The 22392-nt window shown below is 70.0% G+C and carries 20 protein-coding genes; 14 read left to right on the top strand and 6 right to left on the bottom strand.

Annotation, left to right across the window (positions count from 1 at the left end; translation table 11 throughout):
* Positions 1-12: 12 nt before the first annotated feature.
* From KBO27_RS25750 to KBO27_RS25740, 3 genes are read left to right on the top strand one after another with little or no spacing between them, the layout of a single operon-like run.
* Entirely contained in the window at positions 13-678 is a 666-nt protein-coding gene (locus KBO27_RS25750) for a hypothetical protein (protein ID WP_210972434.1), read from the top strand.
* 43 nt (positions 679-721) lie between these two features.
* A complete protein-coding gene (gene ligA, locus KBO27_RS25745) occupies positions 722-2893 on the top strand; it encodes an NAD-dependent DNA ligase LigA (protein ID WP_210972433.1) in 2172 nt (723 codons plus the stop codon).
* A 35-nt stretch (positions 2894-2928) separates the two neighbouring features.
* Complete coding sequence (locus tag KBO27_RS25740) at positions 2929-3420, top strand: GNAT family N-acetyltransferase (RefSeq protein ID WP_210972432.1); 492 nt, start codon at positions 2929-2931, stop codon at positions 3418-3420.
* Between the two features lie 98 nt (positions 3421-3518).
* Here KBO27_RS25740 and KBO27_RS25735 read toward each other — a convergent pair whose 3' ends face one another.
* A complete protein-coding gene (locus tag KBO27_RS25735) occupies positions 3519-4172 on the bottom strand; it encodes an ACT domain-containing protein (RefSeq protein ID WP_210972466.1) in 654 nt (217 codons plus the stop codon).
* A gap of 285 nt (positions 4173-4457) precedes the next feature.
* Between KBO27_RS25735 and gatC the strand changes: the two genes are divergently transcribed.
* From gatC to gatB, 4 genes are read left to right on the top strand one after another with little or no spacing between them, the layout of a single operon-like run.
* Entirely contained in the window at positions 4458-4757 is a 300-nt protein-coding gene (gene gatC, locus KBO27_RS25730; RefSeq protein ID WP_093413507.1) for an Asp-tRNA(Asn)/Glu-tRNA(Gln) amidotransferase subunit GatC, read from the top strand.
* Positions 4757-6268, top strand: a complete 1512-nt coding sequence (gatA, locus tag KBO27_RS25725; protein ID WP_210972431.1) for an Asp-tRNA(Asn)/Glu-tRNA(Gln) amidotransferase subunit GatA — start codon at positions 4757-4759, stop codon at positions 6266-6268. The genes gatC and gatA overlap by 1 nt, the downstream gene beginning before the upstream one ends.
* 35 nt (positions 6269-6303) lie before the next feature.
* Positions 6304-6501 (top strand): hypothetical protein, encoded by a 198-nt coding sequence (locus KBO27_RS25720; RefSeq protein ID WP_132676766.1) that lies wholly within the window; start codon positions 6304-6306, stop codon positions 6499-6501.
* Positions 6498-8003 carry an Asp-tRNA(Asn)/Glu-tRNA(Gln) amidotransferase subunit GatB gene (gene gatB, locus KBO27_RS25715; RefSeq protein ID WP_210972430.1) on the top strand — a complete coding sequence of 502 codons (1506 nt, stop codon included), beginning with the start codon at positions 6498-6500 and terminating at the stop codon, positions 8001-8003. The genes KBO27_RS25720 and gatB overlap by 4 nt, the downstream gene beginning before the upstream one ends.
* Positions 8004-8067: 64 nt before the next feature.
* Here the strand turns inward: gatB and KBO27_RS25710 are convergent, their stop codons facing one another.
* Complete coding sequence (locus KBO27_RS25710; protein WP_210972429.1) at positions 8068-9483, bottom strand: FAD-dependent monooxygenase; 1416 nt, start codon at positions 9481-9483, stop codon at positions 8068-8070.
* A 90-nt stretch (positions 9484-9573) separates the two neighbouring features.
* Between KBO27_RS25710 and KBO27_RS25705 the strand changes: the two genes are divergently transcribed.
* Positions 9574-10161, top strand: coding sequence for a TetR/AcrR family transcriptional regulator (locus KBO27_RS25705; RefSeq protein WP_210972428.1), 588 nt, complete (start codon positions 9574-9576; stop codon positions 10159-10161).
* Positions 10162-10186: 25 nt separating this feature from the next.
* On the opposite strand, the gene KBO27_RS25700 is transcribed toward KBO27_RS25705, so the two are convergent.
* Together KBO27_RS25700 and KBO27_RS25695 are read right to left on the bottom strand one after the other, a co-directional pair.
* Positions 10187-11338 (bottom strand): PQQ-dependent sugar dehydrogenase, encoded by a 1152-nt coding sequence (locus KBO27_RS25700; protein WP_210972427.1) that lies wholly within the window; start codon positions 11336-11338, stop codon positions 10187-10189.
* Positions 11339-11390: 52 nt separating this feature from the next.
* Complete coding sequence (locus tag KBO27_RS25695; RefSeq protein WP_246538048.1) at positions 11391-12269, bottom strand: alpha/beta fold hydrolase; 879 nt, start codon at positions 12267-12269, stop codon at positions 11391-11393.
* 236 nt (positions 12270-12505) lie between these two features.
* On the opposite strand from KBO27_RS25695, the gene KBO27_RS34700 reads away from it, so the two are divergent.
* Positions 12506-13252, top strand: coding sequence for a DoxX family protein (locus KBO27_RS34700; protein ID WP_132676776.1), 747 nt, complete (start codon positions 12506-12508; stop codon positions 13250-13252).
* A 274-nt stretch (positions 13253-13526) separates the two neighbouring features.
* Here KBO27_RS34700 and ilvD read toward each other — a convergent pair whose 3' ends face one another.
* Both ilvD and KBO27_RS25680 read right to left on the bottom strand, forming a co-directional pair.
* A complete protein-coding gene (gene ilvD, locus KBO27_RS25685) occupies positions 13527-15371 on the bottom strand; it encodes a dihydroxy-acid dehydratase (RefSeq protein WP_210972425.1) in 1845 nt (614 codons plus the stop codon).
* Between the two features lie 192 nt (positions 15372-15563).
* Positions 15564-16037 carry a PH domain-containing protein gene (locus KBO27_RS25680; protein ID WP_307870611.1) on the bottom strand — a complete coding sequence of 158 codons (474 nt, stop codon included), beginning with the start codon at positions 16035-16037 and terminating at the stop codon, positions 15564-15566.
* A gap of 387 nt (positions 16038-16424) precedes the next feature.
* Between KBO27_RS25680 and KBO27_RS25675 the strand changes: the two genes are divergently transcribed.
* The 5 genes from KBO27_RS25675 to serA all read left to right on the top strand — a co-directional run bounded on the left by KBO27_RS25675 (position 16425) and on the right by serA (position 22272).
* Entirely contained in the window at positions 16425-18257 is a 1833-nt protein-coding gene (locus KBO27_RS25675) for an acetolactate synthase large subunit (RefSeq protein WP_210972424.1), read from the top strand.
* Positions 18254-18760 carry an acetolactate synthase small subunit gene (gene ilvN / locus KBO27_RS25670; RefSeq protein ID WP_093413489.1) on the top strand — a complete coding sequence of 169 codons (507 nt, stop codon included), beginning with the start codon at positions 18254-18256 and terminating at the stop codon, positions 18758-18760. Before KBO27_RS25675 ends, ilvN begins: the two co-directional genes overlap by 4 nt.
* A gap of 236 nt (positions 18761-18996) precedes the next feature.
* Positions 18997-19992: a ketol-acid reductoisomerase gene (gene ilvC, locus KBO27_RS25665; protein WP_210972423.1), complete on the top strand. Its 996-nt coding sequence runs from the start codon at positions 18997-18999 to the stop codon at positions 19990-19992.
* A gap of 173 nt (positions 19993-20165) precedes the next feature.
* A complete protein-coding gene (locus KBO27_RS25660; protein WP_132627456.1) occupies positions 20166-20411 on the top strand; it encodes a DUF397 domain-containing protein in 246 nt (81 codons plus the stop codon).
* A 265-nt stretch (positions 20412-20676) separates the two neighbouring features.
* Entirely contained in the window at positions 20677-22272 is a 1596-nt protein-coding gene (gene serA / locus KBO27_RS25655) for a phosphoglycerate dehydrogenase (protein ID WP_132676786.1), read from the top strand.
* Positions 22273-22392: the final 120 nt, after the last annotated feature.

Raw genomic sequence — 22392 nt, 5'->3', positions numbered from 1 at the left:
ACAATAGTTCCCATGTTCAGGTTCCTGCGCCGCCGCGACGCCGAAGTGCCCGCCGAACCGGTCGACGTCCCCGCCGAGGCCGCGGAGCGCGCGACGACGTTCTGGCAGTGGTGGGACGACAACCTGCCCGAGATCGCCTCGGCGCTCGGCGACAGCGAGCCGCAGCGCATCGAGAACCTCGTCGCCGAGGCCGTCGCCGGCGTCCACCCGGACCTGACCTTCAGCATCGAGCACGGCGAGGACGCCGCGTACGCGCTGGTCATCAGCAGCCAGGCCGACCCGGAGCTGCGGCCTTACACCGATGCGTGGATGGCCGCCGCGCCTGCCGCGGACACGCTGTGGGAGTACCACGACTCGGTCCCCGCCGTGCCCGATCCCACGGAGGTCACGGTGAACCTGCGCGGCGAGAAGTACCCGCTCGACCAGGTCCGGATCGCGGCGCAGGTCGACGAGGACGAAGGGCTGGTCGACGTCGCCGTGTACCACCCGGGTTTCCACGCGCTCGACGACAACGCGCGCCGGGCCCTGACCTTCCTGCCTCTCGACGCCACCCTCGGTGAACGGCTCGCCGCCGACCGGCTGGGACGCGTCGAAACCGCCGAGGCAGAACCCGAAGGCACGATCGGACTGCTCGAACTGCGCGAGCTCGTGCGCGAGTTGGACCGCAACGCGCAGTGAGCCGCTGCGTGCCGGTGTCGGGGTCGCTCGTTAGTCTCGGGGCGTGACCAGCAAGGACGTTCACGAGCTCAACCCCAGCGAGGACGCCGAGGGCGTGCCCGCCGACCCCGCCGCCGTGAGCGCGGCCGAAGGCGTCGAGGACGTGCCGCCCGACGTGCGCGAACAGTACGCGGAGCTCGCCGAGGAGGTGCGCGGCCACCAGTTCCGCTACTACGTGCTGGATTCGCCCACGATCTCCGACGGCGAGTTCGACGAGCTGTTCACGCGGCTCCAGCGGATGGAGTCCGAGCACCCCGCGCTGCAGGCTCCCGACTCGCCCACGCAGGTGGTCGGCGGCACCTTCTCGACCGCGTTCACCCCGGTCGCGCACCTGGAGCGCATGCTCAGCCTCGACAACGCCTTCGACTCCGAGGAGCTGGCGGCGTGGGTCGAGCGCGTGGAGCGCGAGGTCGGCAGCGGTGCCCACTACCTCTGCGAGCTCAAGATCGACGGCCTCGCGGTCAACCTGCTCTACCGCGACGGCCACCTGGAGCGGGCGCTGACCCGCGGTGACGGCCGCACCGGCGAGGACGTCACGCTCAACGTGCGCACCATGGGTGACGTGCCCGAGCAGCTCACCGGCACCGACGAGTACCCGGTTCCGGGCCTGGTGGAGGTGCGCGGCGAGATCTTCTTCCGCGTCGACGAGTTCGCCGAGCTCAACGCCAAGCTGGTCGACGCGGGCAAGGAACCGTTCGCCAACCCCCGCAACGCCGCCGCCGGATCGCTGCGCCAGAAGGACCCGCGGGTGAGCCGGTCCCGGCCGCTGCGGCTGATCTGCCACGGTCTGGGCAGGCGCGAGGGCTTCGAGCCGGACCGCCAGTCGGAGTCCTACGCGGCGCTCAAGGCGTGGGGCCTGCCGGTGTCCCGGCACACGGTGGTGCTGTCCGCTGTGGAGGAAGTGCTCGGGCACATCCAGCACTGGGGCAAGAACCGCGACTCCGCCGAGCACGAGATCGACGGCGTGGTCATCAAGGTCGACGAGGTCCCGCTGCAGCGCAGGCTCGGCGCCACCTCGCGCGCACCGCGCTGGGCGATCGCCTACAAGTACCCGCCGGAGCAGGCCACCACCAAGCTGCTCAACATCGAGGTCAACGTGGGCCGCACCGGCAGGGTCACGCCGTTCGCGGTGATGGAGCCGGTCAAGGTCGCCGGATCGACGGTGTCGATGGCGACCCTGCACAACGCCGACGAGGTGCGCCGCAAGGGCGTGTTCATCGGGGACCGCGTGGTCATCCGCAAGGCCGGTGACGTCATCCCCGAGGTCCTCGGCCCGGTCACCGACGTGCGCACCGGTGACGAGCGCGAGTTCGTCATGCCCGAGGCGTGCCCGGAGTGCGGGGCGCGGCTGGCGCAGCAGAAGGAGGGCGACGTCGACCTGCGCTGCCCGAACGCGCAGGGCTGCCCCGGTCAGCAGCGGGAGCGGTTGTTCTACCTCGCCAGCCGCAAGGTCCTCGACATCGACGCGCTGGGTTACGAGGGCGCCTCCGCGCTGCTCAACGCGGGTGTGCTCGGCGACGAGGGCGACCTGTTCGACCTCGACGAGGCGAAGCTGCTCAAAACGCCGCTGTACACCACGAAGGAGGGCAACCTCTCGGCCAACGGCGCCAAGCTGCTGGCGAACCTGGAGGAGGCCAAGCAGAAACCGCTGTGGCGGATCCTGGTCGGGTTGTCGATCCGGCACGTCGGGCCGACCGCGGGGCAGGCGCTGGCGCGGGAGTTCGTGACGCTGGAGCGGATCGAGCAGGCCTCCGAGGAGGAGCTGGCCAACACCGACGGCGTCGGGCCGACGATCGCCACGGCCGTGCGCGAGTGGTTCGCCGTGGAGTGGCACCGCGAGATCGTGCGCAAGTGGCGCGAGGCCGGTGTGCGGATGGCCGACGAGCGCGACGAGTCGATCCCCCGGACGCTGGAAGGGATGTCGATCGTGGTCACCGGGACGTTGCAGCAGTACTCCCGGGACGAGGCCAAGGAATCGATCATGGCCCGCGGTGGCCGGGCGGCCGGTTCGGTGTCGAAGAAGACCGCGTTCGTGGTCGTCGGCGACTCCCCGGGTTCGAAGTACGACAAGGCCATGCAGCTGAAGGTCCCGGTGCTCGACGAGGACGGTTTCACCGTGCTGCTCCAGCAGGGCCCGGAAGCGGCCACCGAGCGGGCGCTGCCCCCGGAGGAGTGAGAAATCCGCCGGCGCGGGGTGGCAGGATCGCGGCCATGGCAACGATTCGGGCCGCCCTGCCGGCGGAATACGAGGTGGTGGGGGAGATCGCCGCGAAGGCGTACGCCGATGCGGGCAATCTCCCGGCCGATGGTTCGTACGTGTCCGTGCTGCGCGACGCCGCCGACCGCGCGGCCGAGGCCGAGCTGCTCGTCGCCCTCGACGATGACCGGCCGGTCGGCACGGTGACCGTGATCCGCCCCGGCGACAGCTACGCGGAGATCGCGCGGGCCGGCGAGATCGAGTTCAGGATGCTCGCGGTCGCCCCGGACGCCGGTGGTCGGGGCGTGGGCCGCCAGCTCGTCGAGGCCGTCGTGGAGCGCGCCCGGGCCGGTGGCTTCGGACGGGTCGTGCTGTGCGTGTCGGAGACGGCGGAGACCCCGCGACGCCTCTACGAGCGGATGGGCTTCCAGCGCCTGCCGGACCGGGACTGGAGCCCGACCGGCGACATCAGCCTGCTCGGCTACCACCTCGACCTCGGGGCTTGAACCGCGGCTCAGCGTTCGATGATCGTGGGCAGTGGTCCGAACCGCCCATGGTTCTCGCCGGGTCGGTTCGGATCCGGAGCCGGTGGAGGAAGCGTTCGTCAGCCGTCGAGGACGACCGAGACGATGCCCGCGAGGTGGGCGAGGCGCGCGAGTTCCGCCGCGCGGAACATCGGCCCTCCGGGGCGTCCGGCCAGCAGCACGCGGTCGGGCTTGCCGATGGGGGTGGCGGCCAGCTCGGTGCCCAGCTCCCGCCAGGTCTCCGGCACCCACGTCTCGTCGCCGTCGAGGATCGTGGCGCGCGGCAGCGGCAGCCACGGCAGCTCCAGGTAGCCCTCCTGCGGTGCGGAGGTGCTGGCGGCCAGCTGCTCGGCGCCGCCGGAGCGGTGCCCGAACACGATCGCCCAGCCCGATCGGATGATCTTCGGGACGCCTTCGGCGAAGATCTGCAGCCCGCGTCCCGGCTCGGCCGCGATCTCCTCGACCAGCTCCAGCTCGCGGTGGGTGTCCAGCACGCCCGCGTAGGGGCGGACCGCGTCGACCTCGACGCCGTCGATGGATTCCGCGGCGGTGATCAGCACGTCCGGCGGGCGCCCGGAGGGCAGCTCCACCACGAGGTCGTCGATGGCCACGCCGCCGACGCGTTCGACGACGTCAACGCTGAGGATGTCGGCACCGATCTCGCCGAGCGCGCTCGCCACCGACCCGAGGTTGCCGGGTCGATCCGGTATCTGCACCCGGATGAGGAAGGACACCGGACTCAACGCCTCCAGTTTCATGCACGACACCTCGCCGGCCGCGCGTTTTCCTCCGCCTGCTCGTCCGCTTGCGCGGCCGCTCGTGCGAGGAACACCGCGGGGAAATTGTGTCAGACGCGGCGTAGTCATCTTGCTACAGCCGTCACTGGGATAGAACGACCAGGCCATTCGGGAAAGTTCCCGGGCGCGCCTCGCCAGGCGTGACCCCTGCCAGGTCTGGCAGCGTGGTCGCCATAGACTGGGATGTACTCGTAAACCGGACATGACCAGGGAGCCTTCGCAGTGTCCAAGATCTCCCGCGACGAGGTCGCACACCTCGCCGGCCTGGCGCGGCTGGCCGTCACCGAGGCCGAGCTCGACACCTTCGCAGGCCAGCTCGACCAGATCCTCGATGCGGTGGCGAAGGTGGGGCAGGTCGCTGCGGACGACATCCCACCCACGTCGCACGCCGTGCCGGTGACCAACGTTTTCCGCGAGGACGAGGTCCGCCCGGGCCTGACGCGCGAGCAGGCGCTCGCAGCGGCGCCCGCGGCCGAAGAGGACCGCTTCCGCGTTCCGCGCATTCTGACTGAGGAGGCCTGATGAGCCTGACCGGGCTGACCGCGTCCGAGCTGGCCGCCAAGCTGGCGGCAGGGGAGGTCACGTCGGTCGAGGTGACCCAGGCGCACCTGGACCGCATCGCCGCCGTGGACCCGCTGGTGCACGCGTTCCTGCACGTCGACGCCGAGGGCGCGCTCGCCGCGGCCCGCAAGGCCGACGAGGACCGGGCCGCCGGCAAGGCGGCCTCACCGCTGGCCGGCGTGCCGCTGGCGCTCAAGGACGTGCTGACCACCACCGACATGCCCACCACCGTCGGGTCGAAGATGCTCGAAGGGTGGATGGCGCCCTACGACGCGACGGTGACGCGCAAGCTGCGCGAGGCCGGTGTGGTCGTGCTGGGCAAGACCAACATGGACGAGTTCGCGATGGGCTCCTCCACCGAGAACTCCGCCTACGGCCCGACCCGCAACCCGTGGGACACCGACCGCATCCCGGGCGGCTCCGGCGGCGGCTCCTCGGCGGCGCTGGCCGCGTTCGAGGCGCCGCTGGCCATCGGCACCGACACCGGCGGTTCCATCCGCCAGCCGGGCGCCGTGACCGGCACCGTCGGCGTGAAGCCCACCTACGGCGGCGTGTCCCGCTACGGCCTGGTGGCGTTCTCCTCGTCGCTGGACCAGCCGGGCCCGTGCGCGCGGACCGTGCTGGACGCGGCCCTGCTGCACGAGGTCATCGCCGGGCACGACCCGATGGACTCCACCTCGATCGACCAGCCGGTTCCGCAGGTCGTCGAGGCCGCCAAGCAGGGCGCCCGCGGTGACCTGACCGGTGTGAAGGTCGGCGTGGTCCGCGAGTTCTCCGGTGACGGCTACCAGCCGGGCGTGCAGCGCGCCTTCGACGCCGCGGTCGCGCAGCTGTCGAAGCTGGGCGCCGAGGTCGTCGAGGTCTCGTGCCCGCACTTCGACTACGCGCTGGGCGCCTACTACCTGATCGCGCCGAGCGAGTGCTCGTCGAACCTGGCCCGCTTCGACTCGATGCGCTACGGCCTGCGCGTCGGCGACAACGGCGAGAACAGCGCCGAGCAGGTCATGTCGATGACCCGCGAGGCCGGTTTCGGTCCCGAGGTCAAGCGGCGCATCATGCTCGGCACCTACGCGCTGTCCTCGGGCTACTACGACGCCTACTACGGCCAGGCGCAGAAGGTGCGGACGCTGATCACCCGCGACTTCACCGCCGCGTTCGAGCAGGTCGACGTGCTGGTCTCGCCGACCACCCCGACCACGGCGTTCAAGATCGGGGAGCGGGTCGACGACCCGATGGCGATGTACCTCGCCGACCTGTGCACGATCCCGTCCAACCTGGCGGGCAACGCCGCCATGAGCATCCCGTGCGGACTGTCCGATGAGGACGGTCTTCCGGTGGGTCTGCAGATCATGGCTCCCGCCATGGCCGACGACCGGCTCTACCGGGTCGGCGCGGCCTACGAGGTCGCCCGGGACGCCGAGCAGGGCGGTCCGCTGATCAACCGTGCCCCGAAGCTGGAGGCGGCGGTATGAGCCGCTCCCACGCCACCGATGCAGGAGGTCGCAAAGTGAACCCGAAGTTGAAGGCAGCGTTCCAGCTCGCTTCCGTGCTCTCGGCGGCCTTCGGGCTGAAGGCGAGCTACAAGGCCGCCCGCGAGAAGAACGACAAGCTCGAACTGGCCGACGTCATCATCACCACGCTCGGCCTGATCACCGGTACCGCGCTGGCGGTGCGCGCGCTGCGCAAGGGGAGTGACGAGGAGTGACCGCGGTCGCCGAGATCATGGACTACGACGAGGTGCTGGCCCGGTTCGACCCGGTGCTGGGCCTCGAGGTCCACGTCGAGCTCTCCACCAAGACCAAGATGTTCTGCGGCTGCGCCAACGCGTTCGGCGCCGAGCCCAACACCCAGGTCTGCCCGGTGTGCCTGGGCCTGCCGGGTGCGCTGCCCGCGGTCAACGGCAAGGCCGTCGAGGCCGCGATCCGGATCGGCCTGGCGCTCAACTGCCAGGTCGCGGAGTGGTGCCGGTTCGCCCGGAAGAACTACTTCTACCCGGACATGCCGAAGAACTTCCAGACCTCGCAGTACGACGAGCCGATCGTCTTCGACGGTTACCTCGACGTGGTGCTCGATGACGGTGAGACGTTCCGCGTCGACATCGAGCGGGCGCACATGGAGGAGGACACCGGCAAGTCGCTGCACATGGGCGGTGCCACCGGTCGCATCCACGGCGCCGACTACTCGCTGCTGGACTACAACCGGGCTGGCGTGCCGCTGATCGAGATCGTCACCAAGCCGATCACCGGTGCCGGTGAGCGCGCCCCCGAGGTCGCCCGCGCCTACGTGACCGCGCTGCGGGACCTGCTGCGCGCGCTGAACGTCTCCGACGTGCGGATGGACCAGGGTTCGCTGCGCTGCGACGCGAACGTGTCGCTGATGCCCAAGGGCGCCGACGAGTTCGGCACGCGCACCGAGACCAAGAACGTCAACTCGCTGCGCAGCGTCGAGCGCGCGGTGCGCTTCGAGATGCAGCGGCACGCGGCGGTGCTGACCTCCGGCGGGTCGATCCGGCAGGAGACCCGGCACTTCGACGAGTCCACCGGGTCCACCTCGGCGGGCCGGCCGAAGGAGACGCAGGAGGACTACCGGTACTTCCCGGAGCCCGACCTGGTGCCGATCGCGCCGTCGCGCGAGTGGGTCGAGGAGCTGTCCAAGACCCTGCCGGAGCTGCCGTGGGAGCGCCGTCGGCGCGCCAAGGAGGAGTGGGGCCTGTCCGACGAGGAGCTCCGCGACCTCGTCAACGCCGGTGCCCTGGAGCTCATCGCCGAGACGGTCGAGGCCGGTGCGGCTCCGGGCGACGCCCGCTCCTGGTGGGTCGCCTACCTGTCGCAGCAGGCCAACGCGCGCGGCGTCGAGCTGGCCGACCTGGACATCACGCCGAAGCAGGTCGCGCGGGTCGCGGCGCTGGTCGGCGAGGGCAAGCTGACCAACAAGCTGGCCCGCCAGGTCGTCGACGGAGTGCTCGACGGCGAGGGTGAGCCGGACGAGGTCGTCGCGGCTCGCGGTCTGGAGGTCGTCTCCGACGACTCCGAGCTGCAGAAGGCGGTCGACGAGGCGCTGGCGGCGCAGCCGGACATCGCGGAGAAGATCCGCGGCGGCAAGGTCCAGGCCGCCGGTGCCGTGGTCGGTTCGGTCATGAAGGCCACCAAGGGCCAGGCCGACGCCAAGCGGGTCCGCGAACTCGTCCTCAAGGCCTGCGGCCAGTAATCGCGCACGCCGAGAACGCCCCCGACCCGCGCGGTCGGGGGCGTTTCTCGTTGCGCGGGCGGTGTCAGCGGATGGTGGCGATGTAGCCGTCCGGGCGGATGAGGACCGCGGTTCCCGGGGTGACGTCGTAGGTCTCGTAGGCGTCGACGTCGGTGAGGGAACCTTCCTCGCGTCCCCGGGTGATGCGAAGGGGACGGATGTGCGCTCCGGTGGCGGGAACGTCCGCGTCGAAGGCCAGCAGCGTCCAGCGGGTGTCCCGGAGCAGGTCGAAGAGGTTCACCTCGTCGCCTTCGGGGGTGCGCAGGAGGGAACCCGGTGCTCGGTCTCCCGCTCGGACGCGGCCGGGGTGGGCGCGGTGGTCGGTGGCGAGGGGGCCGTTGCGGTAGCCGACGCCGAGCTGGGTGGTCTCCGGGCCGCGCCGCAGCGCGTCGGGGCTTCCCCTGAGGGTCTTGCCGAGCAGGTCGGCGCTGATGCCGAGCACGCCCGCCGCGACGGGGCGGCGCTCGGCGTCGTAGCTGTCGAGCAGTTCGGGGGAGCCGTCGGCGAGCTTCCAGCCGAGGTTGTAGGCGTCCTGCACGCTCGTGTTCAGCCCTTGGCCCCCGGTCGGCGGGTGCACGTGCGCGGCGTCGCCGGCCAGGAACACCCGGCCTGAGCGGAAGGTCCCGGCCAGCCGGGAGTTCGGCCGCCACACCGTCGCCCACGTCAGTTCCCGGATCTTGACGTGCGGTGCGCCGAAGTCGTCCAGCAGCCCTTGCGCGTAGTCGGCGTCGGCGCGGATGTCGTGGGTGGAGGGCGGCCTCGCCACGCACTGCAGCACATCGGTTCCCGCGAGCGGGGTGAGACCGACACCGCATCCGGGGTCGGTGGCCGAGGCGAACCAGTGGGCGAGCTCGGGGTGGTCGAGGCCGGTGACGCGGGCGTCGAAGAGGACCATCTTCGTGTCCTCGTCGGTGTCGCCGAGGAAGTCGACGCCGAGTTCGCGGCGGACCGTGCTGTGGCCACCGTCGGTGCCGACCACGTACTCGGCGCGGGTGTCTCCGCTGGTCAGCGTGGCCGTGACGCCGTCGTCGTCCTGGTGCAGCCCGACCAGGGCCGTGCCGCGTTCGACCTTCACGCCGAGTTCGGCGAGGCGGTCGCGGAGGATCTCCTCGGTGCGCCACTGGGGAACCATCCACCCGTTGGGATGCGGCACCTGAGGGGTCGGTTCGACCCGCTCCGCCATGCGCCGTTCGCCGGTGAGCTCGCCGCCGGAGTAGGTGCGGAACGCGGGCGGGAACATTCCTGCCGCCAGCACCTCGTCGAGGACGCCGAGGTCGTCGAAGACCTCCAGGGTGCGCGGTTGGAGCCCATCGCCTCGGGAGCCGGGCAGCGGCTGCTCGCTCGCGTCGATGATCCGGCACGGAACGTCCCGCCTGGCCAGCTCGATGCCCAGTGTCAGTCCGGCGGGACCTGCTCCGACGATCAGCACTCGGGTGCCCATCGCGCCTCCTTGTGTGAATTCAAATTCAGTGAATAATAATTCAGTGAACAGGTTGATAGGTTCCCCGTCAAGGGCGAAGGAGGAGCGACGATGCCGGGAACCACCCGCAAGGCGCAGGCGGCCGAGACCGAGGCCGCGCTCAAGGCCGCCGCGGTGCGGGTCTTCGGCAGGCACGGGTACCTCAACACCAAGATCACCGACATCACCGCCGAAGCCGGCCGGTCGGCGGGGTCGTTCTACAACCACTTCAAGAGCAAGGAAGAACTCCTCGAAGCGCTGCTCGCCGACCTGCTGGAGGCCGGCGACTCGGCGGTGCTCTCCGACGAGCGCCACTCATCGGACTTCGGCGACCGCGACGCCATCCGCTGGCACGTCGCCGGGTTCTGGGACTTCTTCCGCGCCCACCGCGTCGTGCTCATCGCGCTGCGCCAAGCGGCGCTGGTCGACCAGCGCTTCGCCGACCGCGTCGCCGAACTCCTCGAACCGGACGTGCACCACCTCGCGGGCCACCTGGCCCACACCGAACGGCCGGAAGCGACCGCGATCGCCATCACCGGGCTCTGCCAGCAGTTCGCCTACGCCAATCTCGTCGAGGAGCAACCGATGCTGGCCGCGCTCACCGACGAGGACGTGATCGACCTGCTCACCGGCCTGATCGACCGCGGCATCAACGGTTGAGAACGGGCACGCCCGAGAACGGCTCCTAGTCCTTGCCCGCCGTGCCGCCGGTCGGCGGCTCCAGGCGCAGGACCCGGTCGTCGCTGGGGACGGGACGGCCGCCGTCGCGGTTGGTGGTGCCCAGCCACACCATGCCGTCCGGGGCCAGAGCGGCCGTGGCGAAGCGGCCGTAGCGGTTCTCCAGGACCTTGGTGGGCTGACCGGTGAAGCTGCCGTCCGGCGCCGGGTGCAGCGTGTAGAGCGCCGAGGCGTCGCGCAGCGCCACGATCACGGTGGAGGGGTCCGCCGCGCACCCCGACACCCCGGGCCGATCCGACCAGGTCCAGGCCGGATTGCCCAGCGGCTCACCGAACTTCACCTGGTGGAGGGAATCCTTGCCGCCGTTGCGGTCGGTCACCCAGAACATGCTCAGCGCGGCCGTGCCGCAGATGCCGGTCGGCTCGTTCAGCCCGGAGGTCACCACCGGCGAATCGCGCTGCGGGTTCCCCTCGGCGGGCTTGCCGAAACCGTCGACGCGCAGCAGCTTCCCGGACAGCGTCGACGGGTCGGTGGCGCCGGCCGGGTCGCCGGCGTTGCCGGTGGCCACCAGCAGCGCGCCCTTGCCGTCGTCGAGCAGCGCACCCGAGTTGCCGGTCGCGCCCTTGGGAATCCCGGTCAGCACCGGCTTCGGGCTGTCGCCGCTGGCGACCCGCACGACCCGGTTGTCGGAGCCGGTGGTGACGTAGGCGTAGAAGAGCTCGTCCTCGTGGTACGTGGGCGACAGGGCCAGGCCCGTGAGGCCGCCGCCGCTGCTCGCGTCGACGGGGATCTGCGCCAGCTCAACGGGTTTCGCGCCCTTCTTCACGCGCAGCACGCGACCCGTGGAGCGCTCGCCGACCAGCGCGCTCTGCCCGTCCGGCAGCACCGCGATCGCCCCGACCGGGTCCAGGCACGTGGTGATCACCGCCGGATCGGGGTCCTCGCAGCCGACCGGCTGCGCGGGCGGCTGCGGTTTCGCCTCGCCGGGGGCCTCCGACGGCGGTGCTTCGCTCTCGAACGAGGGCTGCGGACCGGCCTGCGGCGCCAGCGAGGGCTGCTCGGCGAACGGCCGGTTGTGCTCGTCGGGGAACTCGGCGCATCCGCTCAGCACGATTCCGAGCACCGCGAAGGCGCCCACCAGCGCACGAGTCCGACCCATCACGCCTCCGACCCTATCCGCCGCCGGGTGAACGCGTGGTGAGCCACCGCGATCAGCCGTTCGCCCGGGGCGGGTCGAACGGGGGGTGCAGGGCGCGGCGGCGGAGTCGCCGGTGTTCCGGGAGCGAGAGGCGGATCCGGCGGACCGGCGGCGGTGGCGGGTCGATGCCGAGTCGGGCGCATTCGACGGCCTCGACCCGGCGCAGCAGCAGCGCCAACTCCTCCCGCACGGTGTCCGGAGCTTCCAGCGGGATGAAGTGGGACGCGTCGAGCAGCCGCACCCTGGCCTGCGGGAGAGAGCCGACCTGGCGCGCCGTGGTCAGCGGTTCGCCGAGGGGATCGAGGCGCCCGGCCAGCAGCGTGACCGGGCAGCTGATGCGCGGCAGGTCGTCGCGGACCGACGCGCTCCAGGCCAGCGCCAGTTCGACGTGCCTGCGCCAGTCGTGCTGCACCAGGTTGCGCAGGGCGGCCGTGATGCCGGCGCGGTCGCCGTCGTCGGGCAGCAGGCCGGCTCGGCGCAGCAGGCGAGCGGGCCAGTCCCCGACCGGCAGCTGGGCGGTGATGGATTCCAGCAGGTCACCGGTCAGGCGCAGCGAAGCCGAGCCGCCCGCGGCCAGGAGCCTGCGCATCGCGTCGGGCACGCCGACGTGGGACAGCAGCATCTCCGCGCCCGCCGTGGGCGGTCCCGCCAGCAGCAGGAGCCCGCGCACCCGGTCGGGGTGGCGGGCGGCGAGCTCCACCGCCAGGGACGTGCCACCCGACCAGGCGAGGACGACGCAGTCGGGCGCGTCGGCGTCGTCGAGGACCGCGAGGGCGTCGGCCACGTGCTCACCGGTGGTGCCGGAGGAAATGCTCTCCGGTGACCAATTCAGCACCTGAGCCGCGCAATCGAGAGGAAGCAATTCCGTCGCCGAAACGAGTTCGGGGAGCATAAGCACCGCTCTCGGTGCGAACGAAGGCGACGACCAGCCCTCACCGATGTCCAGGAAATGCGCACCACCTGCGGCGACATCGGATTTGTGCGACCTCGGCCCGCGGAATTCTGGGTCCTCCATCAGGACATTTTCCACCCGGAACGAGTCCTGTGGTATCGAACCTGTCACGTGTGGGGAAGGTTTTATCGCAAAGGGTCGCACTTTCAGGTGAAGATGCCCTAGCCTCCTGCGGCGTGAGCATCCAAGACGATCGCCCCGGCGGTGCGGGCGGCTCCCCCGACGATCGCAGCTACGGCGCGCACGCCCAGCGGCCCCGCGGCGCGAAGGGTTCGGCCAAGAGCACGCAGAGCCTCGGCGCACGCCAGCACAACTACTACGACGAAGACGACGGCTACAGCGACGGTGAAGCGACCTCGCTGGTGAGCGGCGTCGGCGAAGACTCCGGCTACGCCGAAGAACTCGGCAAGAAGCGCAAGCCCTTCGCCTGGAACGCGGGAACCGACCTCGGCCTGCTGATCCTGCGCCTGGCGCTGGGAGGGGTCTTCCTCCTGCACGGCGCGCAGAAGCTGTTCGGCGCGTTCGGCGGCCCCGGCCCGGAGGGCTTCGCGGAGGTTCTGTCCGGCATGGGCTTCCAGCAGAGCGCCGCGCTCTCGCTGGTCACCGGGGGTACCGAGCTCGGTGCGGGTGCGCTGCTGGTCCTGGGCCTGTTCACGCCGGCCGCCGCGGCCGGTGTGGTGGGCCTGATGGCCAGCGCGGTGTTCGTCAAGCTGGGCGCCGGTTTCTTCAACGCCGACGGCGGGTTCGAGATGGATGCCATCCTCGGTGCCCTCGGTCTCGGCGTGATGTTCACCGGTCCCGGCCGGGTGGCCTTGGACTACGGGCGAGTGTGGTTCCGCCGTCCGTTGGGATTCGGCTTCTTCGGCCTGATCGTCGCGGCTGGCGCGGCTGCGGCGATCCTGATCCTCTTCCACCGCCCCTGAGACGTGCACCGACGAAATCGGGCCTCGGCTCCAACCCAGGAGCCGGGGCCCGATTTCTTCTCCCTCAAGAGCGATGTGGTCGTTCTGCGCAGCGGTGCCGGTGGCGGAACCTGAGCGGCTCCGTGGACTGCGGGTGCCACTCCTGATGTATGTCCAATACACGGCGGAGTGGCCGTCCTCGCCACGAAGCCGCTCAGAACCCGCGGCGGTGCCAGTGCCTAGGGCGGGGCAAGGAGAAAGTGGCTTCGCCACTTGGCTCACACAACGACGCAGCTCACTTGTTCACGTCGCGGACTGCGCCGTAGGAGGCTGACGTCGCGAGCTTCGCGTAGGCGCGGAGGGCTGTGGTGACCTTGCGCTCCCGGCCGACGGGCTGCCAGGGGTTCTCGCTGGCCTCCATCTTGGCGCGGCGCTCGGCCAGGACCTGCTCGTCGACCAGCAGCTCCAGCTTGCGCTCGTGGACGTCGATGAGGATCTGGTCGCCGTTCTCCACCAGGCCGATGAGCCCGCCGCCCGCGGCCTCCGGCGAGATGTGCCCGACCGACAGGCCCGACGAGCCACCGGAGAACCGGCCGTCGGTGATCAGCGCGCACTTCTTGCCCAGACCGGAGCCCTTCAGGAACGCGGTCGGGTGCAGCATCTCCTGCATGCCGGGACCGCCCGCGGGGCCCTCGTAGCGGATCACCAGCACCTCACCGGGCTGGATCTCCTTGTTCAGGATCGCCGACACCGCCTGCTCCTGGCTCTCCAGCACCCGCGCCGGACCCTGGAAGTGCCAGAGCTCCTCCTCGACGCCGGCCGCCTTGATGACCGCGCCCTCCTCGGCGAGGTTGCCCTTGAGCACGGCCAGACCGCCGTCGACGGTGTAGGCGTGCTCGACGTCGCGGATGCAGCCGTTGGCGGCGTCGGTGTCCAGCGACGACCAGCGGTTGTCGGTGGAGAACGCCTGGGTGGTGCGCACTCCGCCGGGCGCGGCGTGGAAGATCTCCAGCGCCTTCTCCGACGGCGATTCACCGCGGACGTCCCACGTGGACAGCCACGCGGTCAGGCTCTCGCTGTGGACCGAGGCGACGTCGCGGTGCAGCAGACCGGCGCGGTCGAGCTCGCCCATGATCGCGCTGATGCCGCCGGCCCGGTGCACGTCCTCCATGTGGTAGTCGGAGTTCGGCGCGACCTTCGACAGGCACGGCACCTTGCGGCTGATCTCGGCGATGTCGTCGAGGGTGAAGTCGATCTCGCCCTCCTGCGCGGCGGCGAGGGTGTGCAGCACCGTGTTGGTGGATCCGCCCATCGCCATGTCCAGCGCCATCGCGTTCTCGAACGCCTGCTTGTTGGCGATCGAGCGCGGCAGGACGGTCTCGTCGTCGGACTGGTAGTAGCGCTTGGCGATGTTGACGACCGTGCGGCCGGCCTCCTGGAACAGCTCGCGGCGCAGCGCGTGGGTGGCCAGCGTCGAACCGTTGCCCGGCAGCGCCAGTCCCAGCGCCTCGGTCAGGCAGTTCATCGAGTTCGCGGTGAACATGCCCGAGCACGAACCGCAGGTCGGGCACGCGGAGCGCTCCACCTCGGACAGACCCTCGTCGTCGATCGCCGAGTTCGCCGAGGCCGAGATGGTGGTGATCAGGTCGGTCGGCGCGTGCGCGACGCCCTCGACCACGACGGCCTTGCCGGCCTCCATCGGGCCACCCGAGACGAACACCGCCGGGATGTTCAGCCGCATCGCGGCGTTGAGCATGCCCGGGGTGATCTTGTCGCAGTTGGAGATGCACACCAGCGCGTCGGCCTGGTGCGCGTTGACCATGTACTCCACCGAGTCGGCGATGATCTCCCGCGAGGGCAGCGAGTAGAGCATGCCGCTGTGGCCCATGGCGATTCCGTCGTCGACGGCGATGGTGTGGAACTCGCGCGGCACGCCGCCCGCCTCGCGGATCGTCTCGGCCACGACGTCACCGAGGTCGCGCAGGTGCACGTGACCGGGCACGAACTGGGTGTAGGAGTTGGCGATCGCGACGATCGGCTTTCCGAAGTCGTCGTCGGTCATGCCGGTGGCGCGCCACAGCGAACGGGCGCCGGCGGCATTCCGGCCGTGAGTCGTGGTGCGGGAACGCAGCTGAGGCATTGGGAGACCTTCTTCGATTCCAGGCTTCGTGCGGTGGGGCCGGGTGCGGAGCCAGCGAGCTTCAACGCGAACGGCCCAGCCCGCTGACGTCGCCTTGTGGGTGCTAAGCGTGGCGGTGACTCCGACCCTACCCCTGCGAACACCGTGCTTGAGCACGCATGTCGGCCAGATTACGGGTCGGGATCTTCGGTGTCAGTCCTCGTCGGTGGACCGCGCGGTGGGGTCCGGGAGGTGCCCGCGGCTGACCAGGGAGATCGCGGGGAGGTGGCGCGGGCGCACGGTGGGCAGCGTGACCTCGGCGCCGTCGGTGGTGCTGGCGCGGACCTTGGACTGCTTGGTGATGGCCAGGCCCTTCAGCGACTCCCAGGGAAGGGTGCGCCCGCCGACGAGGGTGCGGGTCTTGATCCGCTCGGCGTCGACGGTGGTGCCCGGCCGCAGCACGACCCACAGCAGCGCGAGCGGGATCAGGAAGACGAGCAGCCCCACCGGACCGGAGGTGGTGGCCAGCGGTACCGCGCAGGCGGCGACGGCGAGCACTGCGAGCAGCGACACGCGGGGGACCCGGAAGTTCAGCGACTCCGGGATCTCGGTGGTCCGCGGCTCCGCGTCGGGCGCGGATTCGGTGCTCTGCGGTTCGGCGGCGTCGTCCTGGGGTGTCTCGCTCACCCCTCGATGTTCTCACCTGGTCGGCTTCGCCCGATCGGGACCCGAAACTCCCAGCGGCTGGGAGCCGGGGAGCGGTGCGCATCACACCTGGCTCGAATCCCGCCGCGACAGCATCGCTGAACTGGGAAAAGCGCGAAGGGGCGGATCGTGGCAGCCTGGACGGGCGCCCACCATGCGAGACGATCGTCCCGGATCGTTTGACGTGGCGCGACCGGTCCCATTAACGTCCTGGCCATGCTGCGACTGCACGACATTCTCGTACTTCCCTGGCGCGTCGACGCCTAAGGAAGTTCGCAGCGTCGACGCGCCAACCCTCGTGGGGCCTCTTTGTGGCCTGCGAGGGTTTTTTCGTGTCCGGTCCCACTCCCAACCACCGAGGTTGACCCGATGACCAGCGCCAATACCAGGCAGAATCCGGTCCCGGCGCCCCCGCCAGGACGCCGACCCAAGCCCGCGCCGCCCAGCGGTGCTCCGGTGAAGATGACGGGTGCGCAGGCACTCGTCCGCTCGCTGGAGTCCGTGGGTTGCGAGGTCGTCTTCGGGATTCCGGGTGGCACCATCCTCCCGTCCTACGACCCCTTGCTCGACTCCGAGAAGGTCCGGCACGTGCTGGTCCGCCACGAGCAGGGCGGCGGGCACGCGGCGACCGGATACGCGCAGGCCACCGGCAAGGTCGGGGTGTGCATGGCCACCTCCGGCCCGGGTGCGACGAACCTGGTCACCCCGCTCGCCGACGCGCACATGGACTCCGTCCCGGTCGTGGCGATCACCGGCCAGCAGTCCACCGGCCTGATCGGCACGGACGCCTTCCAGGAAGCCGACATCTGCGGCATCACGCTGCCGATCACCAAGCACAACTTCCTGGTCACCGACGCCGAGGACATCCCGCGGATCATCGCCGAGGCGTTCTACATCGCCGCCAGCGGTCGCCCGGGCCCGGTGCTGGTCGACATCCCCAAGGACGTCCAGCAGGCCACCATGTCCTTCTCCTGGCCGCCGGAGATGAAGCTGCCGGGTTACAAGCCGACCAGCAAGCCGCACGGCAAGCAGGTCCGCGAGGCCGCGAAGCTCATGGTCGAGGCCAAGCAGCCGGTGCTCTACGTCGGTGGCGGCGTCATCAAGGCCGAGGCGCACGCCGAGCTGCGGCAGCTGGCCGAGCGCACGGGCATCCCGGTGGTCACCACGCTGATGGCGCGCGGCGCGTTCCCGGACTCGCACCCGCAGCACCTCGGCATGCCGGGCATGCACGGCACGGTCGCCGCGGTCGCCGCGATGCAGCGCTCCGACCTGCTGATCGCCCTGGGCACCCGGTTCGACGACCGGGTCACCGGCCAGCTCTCGTCGTTCGCGCCCGACGCCAAGGTCGTGCACGCCGACATCGACCCGGCCGAGATCTCCAAGAACCGCCACGCCGACGTCCCGATCGTCGGTGACTGCAAGGACGTCATCGCCGAGCTGACCGAGGCGTTCGAGGCCGCCGAGGCCGAGGACGGCACCGCCGACCTGACGGCGTGGTGGGCGATGCTGGACGACATCCGCGGCCGGTTCCCACTCGGCTACGCCGAGCCCAGCGACGGCAGCCTGTCGCCGGAGTACGTCATCGAGCGGCTGGGCAAGATCGCCGGCACCGACGCGGTCTACGCGGCGGGCGTGGGTCAGCACCAGATGTGGGCCGCGCAGTTCGTCGGCTACGACAACCCGCGCACCTGGCTGAACTCCGGTGGCCTGGGGACCATGGGCTACGCGGTTCCCGCGGCCATGGGCGCCAAGGCCGGTGTGCCGGACAAGGTCGTGTGGGCCATCGACGGCGACGGCTGCTTCCAGATGACCAACCAGGAGCTCGCGACCTGCGCGATCGAGGACATCCCCATCAAGGTGGCCGTCATCAACAACGGCAACCTGGGTATGGTCCGGCAGTGGCAGAACCTGTTTTACGCCGAGCGTTACTCACACAGCGACCTCGGCACCCACAAGCACCGCATCCCGGACTTCAAGCTGCTCGCCGACGCCTACGGGTGCGCCGGCCTGCGGTGTGAGTCCAAAGAGGACGTCGACAGCGTCATCCAGCGGGCTATGGAGATCAACGACCGACCGGTCGTGATCGACTTCGTGGTGGGCAAGGACGCGCAGGTGTGGCCGATGGTGGCGGCGGGCACCGGCAACGACGAGATCATGGCGGCACGCGGCATCCGCCCGCTGTTCGAGGAGGACGAAGCGTGACCAGGCATACGCTCAGCGTTCTGGTGGAGAACGTCCCCGGTGTTCTCGCCCGGGTTTCCGGCCTGTTCTCCCGACGCAGCTTCAACATCGAGTCGCTCGCGGTCGGCCCGACCGAGCACCCGGAGATCTCCCGGATGACGATCGTGGTCGCCGTCAGCGACCAGCCCTTGGAACAGGTCACCAAGCAGCTCAACAAGCTGGTGAACGTGATCAAGATCGTGGAGCTGGAGGACGACGCCGCGGTGCAGCGCGAGCTGCTGCTGGTCAAGGTCCGCGCCGACTCCTCGGTGCGCAGCCAGGTCCTGGAGACCGTGCAGCTGTTCCGCGCCAAGGTGGTGGACGTCTCGCCGGAGGCGCTGACCATCGAGGCCACCGGCACCGCCGATAAGCTCGACGCGTTGCTGCGAATGCTGGAACCCTACGGCGTCCGCGAGATGGTGCAGTCGGGAACGATCGCGATCGGCCGAGGCCCCCGCTCCATCACAGCCACAGCAGTCCGCTGACCACAAAAGAATGACGAGGTTGCCGGCAAACGCAGCGGTGCGGGTAGCGGAACCTGACACGCCGCCTGGACTCCGTGCGCCACTCCTTATGTATGCCAATACACGGCGTCGCGGCGTACTCGCCAGACGACGTGTCAGAACCCGCGGCGGTGCAAGTTGCTCACGGGGTGAAAGAGGAAGCGGCGTCGCCGCTTGCCGACAACCGATGAAGTCCCGAAAGGAAACGCTGAATCACCATGGCAGTTGAAATCTTCTACGACGCGGACGCGGACCTCGGCATCGTGCAGGGCCGCAAGGTCGCCGTCATCGGCTACGGCAGCCAGGGCCACGCCCACGCGCTGAGCCTGCGGGACTCGGGCGTGGACGTGCGCATCGGTCTGCCGGAGGGTTCCAAGTCCCGCGCCAAGGCCGAGGAGGAGGGCCTGAAGGTCCTCACCCCGTCCGAGGCGTCCGCCGAGGCCGACCTGATCATGATCCTGGCGCCCGACACCAAACAGCGCGAGATCTACGCCAACGACGTCGCCCCGAACCTCAAGCAGGGTGACGCGCTGTTCTTCGGCCACGGCTTCAACATCCGCTACGGCCTGATCCAGCCGCCGGCCGACGTCGACGTCGCCATGGTCGCCCCGAAGGGCCCGGGCCACCTGGTCCGCCGCCAGTTCGTCGACGGCAAGGGCGTGCCGTGCCTGATCGCCGTCGAGCAGGACGCCTCGGGCAACGGCCAGGCCCTGGCGCTGTCCTACGCCGCCGCCATCGGCGGTGCCCGCGCCGGCGTCATCAAGACCACCTTCAAGGAGGAGACCGAGACCGACCTGTTCGGTGAGCAGGCCGTTCTCTGCGGTGGTGCCTCCGCGCTGGTGCAGAACGGTTTCGAGGTGCTGGTCGAGGCCGGGTACCAGCCGGAGATCGCCTACTTCGAGGTCCTGCACGAGCTCAAGCTGATCGTGGACCTGATGTGGGAGGGCGGCATCGCCGGTCAGCGCTACTCCTGCTCGGACACCGCCGAGTACGGCGACCTCACCCGCGGCCCGCGCGTCATCGACTCGCACGTCAAGGACTCGATGCGCAAGGTGCTCGGTGAGATCCAGGACGGCACCTTCGCCAAGGAGTGGGTGGCCGAGGACGAGGCCGGTCGCCCGAACTTCACCAAGCTGCAGGCCGAGGGCAACGCCCACCAGATCGAAGAGGTCGGCAAGAAGCTGCGCTCGCTGATGTCCTGGACCAACAAGTGAGCTGATCTCCGAGCTCTCCGGAGCCCTCGGCAGCGTTGACCCGCCTGGCCCGGTGAACCCTCTCCAACGAGGTTTCACCGGGCCTCGCGTGTTTCGGCGGTGGTGGGTAGGTTTCCGCCGGGCGGGTCTCCCACAACGGGATATCGCTATGAGTGAGGGATACGGTACGCATCGTGAGTGCAGAGAACGAGATCGTCGACGACAAAGCGCACGTCCGCGACAAACTGGACTTCTCCGTCGCGGAGTGGATCACGAGCACGGATGATCCGGACGAACCGGGCGTCGAGATCGCGTTCGTCGACGGTTATGTGGGGATGCGAAACGGGGCGGATCCGGAAGGCCCCGTTCTCGTTTTCACCCCCGAGGAATGGGACGCGTTCGTCGCGGGCGCCAAGGACGGCGAATTCGACGAACCGTGAAGCCCGGCCGCCGTTCGGGCCTGATGTCGTCGGCGTGGGCGGCGTGGGCCCGTTCGGGTGGCGATCTCTCCCGCACTCTGGAACGGATACCCCTCGCACGGGGTGTGATCTGCGAGAATGCTGAAAGAGCGGGTCTCGTGGACGTGTTCGATCCAGCGGTGATCCGAGCTACACCCTTGTGAATGCTTTCTCAATCTCCCGTTAAACTTCCCCCGTCCGGGCACATCGTCGTGCCGATCGTGATCTTCCAGCTTGGAGTTCGCCCGTGACCAACGCAAGCCGTCCTGTCGTTCTTCTCGCCGAGAAGTTGGCCCCGTCCGTGATCGACGCCCTCGGCGAAGAGGTCGAGATCCGCAACGTGGACGGCACCGACCGTCCGGCGCTGCTCGACGCTGTCGCCGACGCCGATGCGCTGCTGGTCCGTTCCGCGACCAAGGTCGATGCCGAAGTCCTGTCGGCGGCCAAGAACCTCAAGGTCGTCGCCCGCGCGGGCGTCGGTCTCGACAACGTCGAGGTGCCCGCCGCCACCGAGCGCGGCGTGATGGTGGTCAACGCCCCCACCTCCAACATCGTCTCCGCCGCCGAGCACGCCATGGCGCTGCTGCTGTCGGTGGTCCGCAACGTGCCGCAGGCCGATGCGAGCCTCAAGGGCGGCGCCTGGAAGCGCAGCTCCTACGGCGGTGTCGAGCTCAACGGCAAGACCGTCGGTGTCGTCGGCCTGGGCAAGATCGGGCAGCTGTTCGCCGCCCGCGTCGCCGCCTTCGGCACCAAGCTCATCGCCTACGACCCCTACGTGTCGCCGGCTCGCGCCGCGCAGCTGGGCATCGAGCTGGTCTCGCTGGAGGAGCTGCTCAGCCGTGCCGACGCGCTGTCGATCCACCTCCCCAAGACCGCTGAGACCCTGGGTCTGATCGGTGCCGAGGAGCTCAAGAAGGCCAAGCCGAACCTGGTCATCATCAACGCCGCTCGCGGCGGTCTGGTCGACGAGGACGCGCTGGCCGACGCGCTGCGCAACGGCACCATCGCCGGCGCCGGCATCGACGTGTTCAAGTCCGAGCCGATCACCGACAGCCCGCTGTTCTCCCTGGACAACGTCGTGGTGACCCCGCACCTGGGCGCCTCCACCACCGAGGCCCAGGACCGCGCGGGCACCGACGTGGCCAAGTCGGTCCGGCTGGCGCTGCGCGGCGACTTCGTCCCGGACGCGGTCAACGTCCAGGGCGGTGCGGTCGGCGAGGAGGTCCGCCCGTACCTGTCGCTGACCCAGAAGCTGGGCCAGCTGCTGGCCGCGCTGCAGGGCGGCACCCCGAGCTCGGTGACCATCGAGGCCCGCGGCGAGCTGGCCGACGAGGACGTCTCGGTGCTGCAGCTCGCGGCGCTGCGCGGCGTGTTCGCCGGTGCGGTCGAGAGCCAGGTGACCTTCGTCAACGCCCCGCAGCTGGCCGAGGAGCTGGGTGTCCAGGTCGAGGTCAAGACGACCTCGGAGAGCCCCAACCACCGCAGCGTCGTGTCGCTGCGCGCGCACATGGCCGACGGCAGCACCTCGGTGGTCTCTGGTGCGCTGTCGGGCCCGAACCAGGTGGAGAAGCTGGTCGAGGTCAACGGCCGGCACTTCGACCTGCGGGCCGAGGGCAACGTGCTGCTGCTGGAGTACCCGGACCGCCCGGGCGTGATGGGCAAGGTCGGCACGCTGCTGGGCGAGGTCGGCGTGAACATCGAGGCCGCGACGGTCAGCCAGACCACCGAGCGCTCCGAGGCGATCATGCTGCTGCGCGTGGACCGTCCGGTCGAGCAGGGCGTGCTGGAGCCGATCGGCGCTGCTGTGGGCGCCCGAATCGTGCGGACCGTCAGCTTTGAGTGATTCCGCAACGAGGTGTCGTTGAGTAGGTGCTCACCGACGGGCTCGCACGCTGAATAGCTCGAAAGCGTGAGAAGGGGCCGTTCCACTCCGTGGGACGGCCCCTCGCGCGTACCTGGACCG

This window comes from Saccharopolyspora endophytica (genome assembly GCF_018070075.1).
Lineage (GTDB): Bacteria > Actinomycetota > Actinomycetes > Mycobacteriales > Pseudonocardiaceae > Saccharopolyspora > Saccharopolyspora endophytica.
Note: the sequence above shows the minus strand (reverse complement) of the source record. Positions and strands in the feature narration are given on the sequence as shown.

Excerpts from the sequence above, each read along its gene's own strand:
- KBO27_RS25705 (WP_210972428.1), top strand. The coding sequence starts at position 9,574 with ATGCCGGGAACCACCCGCAAGGCGCAGGCGGCCGAGACCGAGGCCGCG.
- KBO27_RS25700 (WP_210972427.1), bottom strand. The coding sequence starts at position 11,338 with ATGGGTCGGACTCGTGCGCTGGTGGGCGCCTTCGCGGTGCTCGGAATC.
- gatA (WP_210972431.1), top strand. The coding sequence starts at position 4,757 with ATGAGCCTGACCGGGCTGACCGCGTCCGAGCTGGCCGCCAAGCTGGCG.
- KBO27_RS25675 (WP_210972424.1), top strand. The coding sequence starts at position 16,425 with ATGACCAGCGCCAATACCAGGCAGAATCCGGTCCCGGCGCCCCCGCCA.
- ilvC (WP_210972423.1), top strand. The coding sequence starts at position 18,997 with ATGGCAGTTGAAATCTTCTACGACGCGGACGCGGACCTCGGCATCGTG.
- KBO27_RS25750 (WP_210972434.1), top strand. The coding sequence starts at position 13 with ATGTTCAGGTTCCTGCGCCGCCGCGACGCCGAAGTGCCCGCCGAACCG.
- KBO27_RS25695 (WP_246538048.1), bottom strand. The coding sequence starts at position 12,269 with ATGCTCCCCGAACTCGTTTCGGCGACGGAATTGCTTCCTCTCGATTGC.
- ilvD (WP_210972425.1), bottom strand. The coding sequence starts at position 15,371 with ATGCCTCAGCTGCGTTCCCGCACCACGACTCACGGCCGGAATGCCGCC.
- KBO27_RS25710 (WP_210972429.1), bottom strand. The coding sequence starts at position 9,483 with ATGGGCACCCGAGTGCTGATCGTCGGAGCAGGTCCCGCCGGACTGACA.
- KBO27_RS25740 (WP_210972432.1), top strand. The coding sequence starts at position 2,929 with ATGGCAACGATTCGGGCCGCCCTGCCGGCGGAATACGAGGTGGTGGGG.